Genomic DNA, 7124 nt, shown 5'->3' on the forward strand with positions numbered 1-7124 from the left:
CCGGATACGCGTCGAGCAGCACGCAGATCTCCGCATGTCTGCCGGTCAGGGCACGCCCGCCGCCTCCGGGGCCGCCCCCGTCGAGAACGCCGGCCCCGGCGCCGAGCACCCGCAGCCTGAACCGGCCCCCGTCGGGCCTGTCGACCCCGCCACGACGGGGCACGACGAGCCCAGCGGCAGTGCGTAGTTCGACCTCGGCGAGCATCACCGTCGCCCGGATCAGCGCGAGCATCTGGTCCGAGGTGGCACTGCTCGGGCCGGTGACGTCGATGAGCCCGATCAACTCACCCGTGCCGGGGTCGTGGACCGGCGCCGCCGCGCAACTCCACTCGTGGGCCATCTCGAGGTAGTGCTCGGACCCGCGGACCCGCACCTCCGTGTCGTGCCGGAGCGCGAGCCCCGGTGCGTTGGCCCCCACCGCCTCATCCGTCCAGACCGCACCGGGGATGAACGCCATCGACTCCGCGCGGGACCTGACCCCCCGGTCACCGATTACCCTCAGCAGCCGCCCGCGCTCGTCCGCGACGGCGACGATGTGCCCGCTGGAGACCACGCCCGGAACGAGGACCGACTCGACCACCGGGAGAACCGCCGCCATCCGGTGCTGCGCCAGGTGGCGGGAGAGGTCCGGACCCTCCAACTCGACCGACGGCGCGACCACGGTCGGGTCGATACCCCGATGCCTACTGCGCTCCCACGACTCGGCCACCAGCAGGCTCGCCGCGGATCCCGTGCCCCCGAACATGGCGCCAGTGTAACCCGTATCACAGTAACCGGGATCACGAACCTGATGCACCCCTCATAAACGGATCTAAATAGACCGTGCTGAACACGGACGGCGGCCAACCCTCTACACTTGCCAGTGATACAGGCCACACATGACCTAAGGATCGCAATGACGACCGAGTTCGCCACCCCTCCAGTAACCAAGCCCTTCCCTGTCGAGAACCTCGGCCGGCTCGTGTTCAAGAACGCGGAGGAGGCCCCGAACGACGTCGCGGTACTGCGGCTCGTCGGGACCGACTGGAAAGAGGTCACCTGCGCCCAGTACCTGCAGGAGGTCAAGGGCGTCGCCAAGGGCCTCATCGCCCGGGGCGTCAAGCCCGGTGACCGCCTGGCCATCATGAGCCACACCCGCTACGAGTGGTCGCTCATCGCGTGGGCCTCCTGGGCTGTCGGCGCCGTCACGGTGCCGATCTACGAGACCTCCTCGTCGGGCCAGTGCGACTGGATCCTCACCGACTCCGGCGCGTCCTTCGCCGTGGTCGAGAACCTCGAACTCCGCGAGGTGCTGACGTCCGGCACCGAATGGAACGGGGACATCATGGTCATCGACAACGACCTGGTCGCCCAGCTCACCGCCGCGGGAGCGGACATCACCGACGAGCAGCTCGAGCAGGCCTCGCTGGCGACGGGCCACGAGGACAGGTGCGCCATCATCTACACCTCCGGCACCACGGGCAACCCCAAGGGCTGCGAGATCCTGCACGGCGGGTTCGCCGGCGTCGTGATGTCGGTCGAGGAGCAGCTCAAGGACGCGTTCGTCCCCAACAGCCGCACCCTGATCTTCCTGCCGCTGGCCCACGTACTGGCCCGCATCCTCGAGGTGGCCTGCTTCTACAAGCGCGTGGCCGTGGCCCACGAGCCCGACACGACCAAGGTCGTCGAGCGGCTGGCGGAGATCCACCCGACCTTCCTCGTGTCGGTCCCGCGCGTGCTCGAGAAGGTCTACAACTCCGCTGCGGGCAAGGCCGAGGCCGCCGGCGGCGCCAAGGCCAAGATCTTCAAGGCCGCGGTGCAGACCGCGATCGACTACTCCACGGCCATCGAGGATGGCGGGAAGCCGTCCGCGGGCCTGGCGCTCAAGCAGAAGCTGTTCTCCAAGCTCGTCTACTCGAAGCTGCACGACGCCCTGGGCGGCGAGTGCAACCGCATCATCTCCGGCGGCGGCCCCCTGGGCGCCCGTCTCGGCCACTTCTACCGTGGCGCCGGCTTCGACCTCCTCGAGGGCTACGGCCTCACCGAGTCCTCGGGCGTGCTCACCGTCAACCCGATCGGCCAGGCGAAGATCGGCACCGTGGGTCGACCGATCCCGGGCGTCACCATCCAGATCGCCGACGACGGCGAGATCCTGGCCAAGGCCAAGACCCTGTTCAAGGGCTACTGGCAGAACCCGAAGGCCAACGAGGAGTCCTGGACCGGGGAGTGGTACCACACCGGCGACATCGGCGAGCTCGACTCGGACGGCTACCTGTCGATCACCGGCCGCAAGAAGGACCTCATCGTCACCGCCGGCGGCAAGAACGTGTCGCCGTCCCAGATGGAGGACCTCCTCTCGGCCGATCCGCTGATCAGCCAGGCCGTCGTGGTGGGTGACAACCGCAACTACATCGCCGCGCTGATCACCATCGACCAGGAGACCTTCCCGGCCTGGCGGGACAAGCACGGCAAGACCGGAGAGGTGGCGGACCTGCTCCAGGACGGCGAGCTGGTCGGCGCCATCCAGGACGCGGTGGACCAGGCCAACAAGTCCGTCTCCCGCGCCGAGTCCATCCGTAAGTTCAAGATCCTCGCGGCGGAGTTCTCGGTGGAGAGCGGCGAGCTCACCCCGACGCTCAAGCTCAAGCGCAACGTCGTGCACGACCGCTTCGGCAGCGAGATCGAGGCGCTCTACACCGACAACTGAGCCCTCGACCGGTAGCGCCCGGGCCCCACGGGGTCCGGGCGTTCTCGTGTCTGCCCGATCCGGACGCGCCCCGGCAGGCCGTGTCCGGCGAGGCGGAGCCCGATCAGGCGTACAGGCCCTCGATCTCCTCGGAGTAGCGCTCCGCGACCACGTGCCGCTTGACCTTGAGGGTCGCGGTCAGCTCGCCCGAGTCCTCGGTGAAGTCGCGGGGCAGAACGACGAACTTCTTGACGCCCTCGGCGTGCGAGACCTGCCGATTGGCATCGTCCACGACGAACTGGATCTCGGCGCGCAGCTCGGGGTCGGTGACCAGGTCCCCGGTCGACCGGCCGCCGTGTCCGTTCTCCGCCGCCCAGTTCTCGAGCTCGGCCTCGTCCACGGTGATCAACGCGGAGACGAACCTCCGGGCCTCACCGATGAGGACCGCGTGGCCGACGAGGCGATGCGCCCGGATCGCGTCCTCGATCTGTCCCGGCGAAACGTTCTTGCCGCCGGCGGTGACGATGATCTCCTTGGCGCGACCGGTGATCGTCAGGTAGCCGTCCGGGTCGAGTGAGCCGATGTCACCGGTGGCGAACCAGCCGTCGCGGATGGCCTCGGCGGTGGCCTTCTCGTTGTTCCAGTAGCGGTCGAAGATCAGCTCGCCGGCCAGTTCCACCTCACCGCTGTCGGCGATCCGGACGCTGGTCCCGGCCACGGGTCGGCCGACGGTGCCGATGCGCTGGCAGCCGGGGCCGTTCACGGTGGCTGCGGCGGTGCTCTCGGTGAGACCGTAGCCCTCGTAGATGGGCACGCCGACTCCGCGGAAGAAGTGCGAGATTCGGTCGGGCAGGGCGCCCCCGCCGGAGATGGCGTACTCGCAGCGGCCGCCGAGCGCCTCGCGTATGGCCTTGTAGACGACCAGGTCGAGAGCCTTGTACTGGGCGGTGTGCAGGAGCGAGGGTCGACGGGCGTCGTTCAGTCCGTCATCGCCGCGCAGCTGGCTGTTCTCGATGGCGATCGCCTCGGCGCGCTCGAAGATCCCCCTCTGCACCGCGCCCTTGGCGGCGGCCTTCGTGGCGATCCCGTCGCGTACCTTCTCGAATACGCGAGGGACACCGAGGATCATGTGCGGCCGGAAATCGGCGAAGCGCGGGAGGATGGTGGAGGTGTCGTCCCAGAAGCCGACGGTCGCGTCACCCAGATAGACGGTGTAGGTCACAGCGCGGGCGAGCACGTGGGCCAGGGGCAGGAACATCAGGACCCTCTTGCCCTGCTGCGCCATCGACCCGATGGGGTGGTCGAGCAGCGCGTGACACTCCGACAGGAGGTTGCGGTGGGTGATCACGCAGCCCTTGGGCCGTCCGGTGGTGCCGGAGGTGTAGATGATCGAGGCGGGGGTCTCGGGTTCGAGAGTGGCCACCGCGGCGTCGAGGGTCTCGGCCTCGACGGCCTCGCCGTCGGCCTCGAGGGCCTCGAGGCCGCCGTGGTCGAGGTAGAGGATCCGGGTGCAGGTGTCGGGGACGGTGGCATCTCCGACGACGACGACGTGGGCTTCGTTCTCGGCCACGAGGACCTTTGCAGCCGAGTCGGCGAGGATCCATTCGAGCTGCCCTGCCGAGGATGACGGGTAGATCGGCACGGTGATGGCTCCGGCGGTCCAGACGGCGAGGTCGACCAGCACCCATTCGAGGCGGGTTCCGGCCATGAGCGCCACCCGGTCTCCGGGCTCGACGCCGGCCGCGATGAGTCCGGCCGCGATCGTGTCCACGCGCCGGACGAGTTCGGCGTTGGAGACCGATCGCCACTGGCCGTCGCCGTGATGTTCGAACGGTACCGCCCGCGGCGTCGAGGTGGCCCGCCCTCGAGCCACCACCGGGATCAGGTCGGAACGGGTGAAGGTTCGCTGGGCGGGGACGGTGATCTCGCGCATGCCAGATGCGGCCTTTCGGACGACGACGAAAATGGAGCGCGGTCCATTGTCGACCCGTCGGGCGCCCGCGGCAATCGGGGGACCATTCCCTGGTCGCACCCTCGTGCCATGTCGCCTCATCACGTACACTCACGGATAGACAGACCTGTTCATTCTTCAGAACGGAACCCACAAATGGCGAAGATCTATTCCGACATCACCGAGACCATCGGCCACACCCCGCTGGTCCGCCTCAACTCCCTGACCGACGGTCTGCACGCCACGGTGCTCGCCAAGCTGGAGTCCGCCAACCCGGCCGCCAGCGTCAAGGACCGCATCGGCGCCGCGATCATCGACGACGCGGTCGCCTCCGGCGCCCTCAAGCCCGGCGGCACCATCGTGGAGGGCACGTCGGGCAACACCGGCATCGCGCTGGCCATGGTCGCGTCCGCGCGCGGTTTCAAGTCCGTCCTGGTCATGCCCGACACCATGTCGGTCGAGCGCCGAGCGGTCATGCGCGCCTACGGGGCCGAGCTCATCCTCACCCCGGGCTCCGAGGGCATGAAGGGCGCCGTTGCCAAGGCCGAGGAGGTCGCCTCCACCCGCGAGAACGCGGTCCTCGCCCGGCAGTTCGCCAACCCGGCCAACCCGGACGTCCACCGCCGGACCAGCGGCCCCGAGGTCTGGGAGGACACCGACGGCGAGGTCGACATCTTCATCGCCGGAATCGGCACCGGCGGCACCATCACCGGCGCCGGCGGCTACCTGCGCGAGCAGAAGTCGGACATCCAGATCGTGGCCGTCGAGCCCAAGGACTCGCCGCTGCTCACCGAGGGCAAGGCCGGACCGCACAAGATCCAGGGCCTCGGTGCCAACTTCGTCCCCGAGATCCTGAACCGGGACATCTACGACGAGGTCATCGACGTCACCCTCGAGGACTCGCTGCGGATCGCCAAGCGTCTCGGCACCGAGGAGGGCATCCTCGCCGGCATCTCCTCCGGCGCCAACGTCTGGGCCGCGCTCGAGGTGGCCAAGCGCCCCGAGAACGCCGGCAAGACCATCGTGGTGATCGTGTGCGACTACGGCGAGCGCTACGTGTCCACCATGCTGTTCGAGGACTACCGCGACTGATGACCGACCCGACTCCGTCGAACGCGGACGCGCCCGCAGCGGGGATCCTGCGCACTCTGCGCGAGGATCTCGCCGCGGCGCGTGCCCACGACCCGGCGGCCCGGGGTGATGTCGAGAACGCGATCGTCTACTCCGGCCTGCACGCGATCTGGTCCCACCGGCTCTCCCACCGACTGTGGGCGGCCGGCGGTGCCGGACGGTTCGCGGCCCGCGTCCTGAGCCAGTTCACCCGGTTCCTCACGGGTATCGAGATCCACCCCGGGGCCACCATCGGTCGACGGTTCTTCATCGACCACGGCATGGGCGTGGTCATCGGGGAGACCGCGGAGATCGGTGACGACTGCATGCTGTACCACGGGGTCACGCTGGGCGGCGTCTCGCTCAAGCACGTCAAGCGCCACCCCACCCTGGGCGACCGCGTGACCGTCGGCGCCGGGGCCAAGATCCTGGGCCCCGTCGAGATCGGTTCGGACTCCTCGGTCGGCGCCAACGCCGTGGTGGTCAAGGACGCCCCGGCGAACTCGATCGTCGTGGGTATCCCGGGCGTCGCCACGCCCGCCAAGGAGTCGAAGGAGGAGTTGCGCGACGCGCAGTTCTACATCGACCCCGCCATCTACATCTGATCCCTCGAGGTCCGGGGCCCACCCACGAATCCCGGGGGCGGGTCCCGGACCTCGTCGCGGTTCCGGCCACTCCGACCACGCGCCCGATCGCGATCCGGGGCTGGCCCGAGCCGCGCGGCCGGGGATAGGATCGCCGTCACCGCACCGCGGGATCGAGGTGACCTGGACCATGACGACGATGCCAGCCTGGGTGGTCCGCCAGCCGGGACCACTGGCGGAGTCTCCACTGGACCTCGTCGAGCTCCCCGTGCCCGAGCCCGGGCCGGGGGAGATCCTGCTCCGCGTCCTCACGTGCGGGGTCTGCCGGACCGACCTGCACGTCGCCACAGGCGACCTCCCGGTCCGCCGTCCGCGGGTGGTCCCCGGTCACGAGATCGTCGGCGAGGTCGTCGGGTCGGGGCCCGGGTGCGTCCGGTTCGTCACCGGTGATCGGGTGGGCGTCCCCTGGTTGCGCGGTACCTGCGGGAGCTGCGGTGCCTGCCGGTCCGGACGGGAGAACCTGTGCGCCCGGTCCCGCTACACCGGATGGGATGCCGACGGCGGTTACGCGGAGTTCACGACCGTTCCCGAAGCCTTCGCCTACGCCCTTCCCGACGGGATCGACGACCTCTCGGCCGCACCGCTGCTGTGTGCGGGCATCATCGGCTACCGCGCGCTGAAGCGTGCGGCGCTCCCGCCCGGCGGAAGGCTGGGCGTCTACGGCTTCGGCGGTTCGGCCCATCTCACCGCGCAACTCGCCCTCGCGCAGGGGGCAGAGGTCCACGTGCTCACCCGGGGCGAGGGCGCGCGCCGG

At 69.5% G+C, this 7124-nt stretch carries 6 protein-coding genes; 4 read left to right on the forward strand and 2 right to left on the reverse strand.

Features of this window, described 5'->3' with window-relative positions:
• The coding region (locus tag G6027_RS09725; RefSeq protein WP_182636998.1) for a GAF domain-containing protein at positions 1 to 745 on the reverse strand (745 nt) is incomplete at its 3' end.
• Between the two features lie 150 nt (positions 746 to 895).
• Between G6027_RS09725 and G6027_RS09730 the strand changes: the two genes are divergently transcribed.
• The gene (locus G6027_RS09730; RefSeq protein ID WP_182636999.1) at positions 896 to 2686 is read left to right on the forward strand and encodes a long-chain fatty acid--CoA ligase; all 1791 of its coding nucleotides are present in this window, start codon (positions 896 to 898) and stop codon (positions 2684 to 2686) included.
• A 103-nt stretch (positions 2687 to 2789) separates the two neighbouring features.
• On the opposite strand, the gene G6027_RS09735 is transcribed toward G6027_RS09730, so the two are convergent.
• A complete protein-coding gene (locus tag G6027_RS09735) occupies positions 2790 to 4598 on the reverse strand; it encodes a long-chain fatty acid--CoA ligase (RefSeq protein WP_182637000.1) in 1809 nt (602 codons plus the stop codon).
• A 174-nt stretch (positions 4599 to 4772) separates the two neighbouring features.
• Here G6027_RS09735 and cysK point away from each other — a divergent pair, with 174 nt between their 5' ends.
• The 3 genes from cysK to G6027_RS09750 all read left to right on the forward strand — a co-directional run.
• A complete protein-coding gene (cysK, locus tag G6027_RS09740; protein ID WP_182637001.1) occupies positions 4773 to 5708 on the forward strand; it encodes a cysteine synthase A in 936 nt (311 codons plus the stop codon).
• The gene (gene epsC / locus G6027_RS09745) at positions 5708 to 6331 is read left to right on the forward strand and encodes a serine O-acetyltransferase EpsC (RefSeq protein ID WP_182637002.1); all 624 of its coding nucleotides are present in this window, start codon (positions 5708 to 5710) and stop codon (positions 6329 to 6331) included. Before cysK ends, epsC begins: the two co-directional genes overlap by 1 nt.
• Positions 6332 to 6509: 178 nt before the next feature.
• Positions 6510 to 7124 (forward strand): zinc-binding alcohol dehydrogenase family protein (locus G6027_RS09750; protein WP_182637003.1); only part of this gene is annotated, 615 nt, incomplete at its 3' end.

This window comes from Dietzia sp. SLG310A2-38A2, assembly GCF_014145095.1.
GTDB lineage: Bacteria > Actinomycetota > Actinomycetes > Mycobacteriales > Mycobacteriaceae > Dietzia.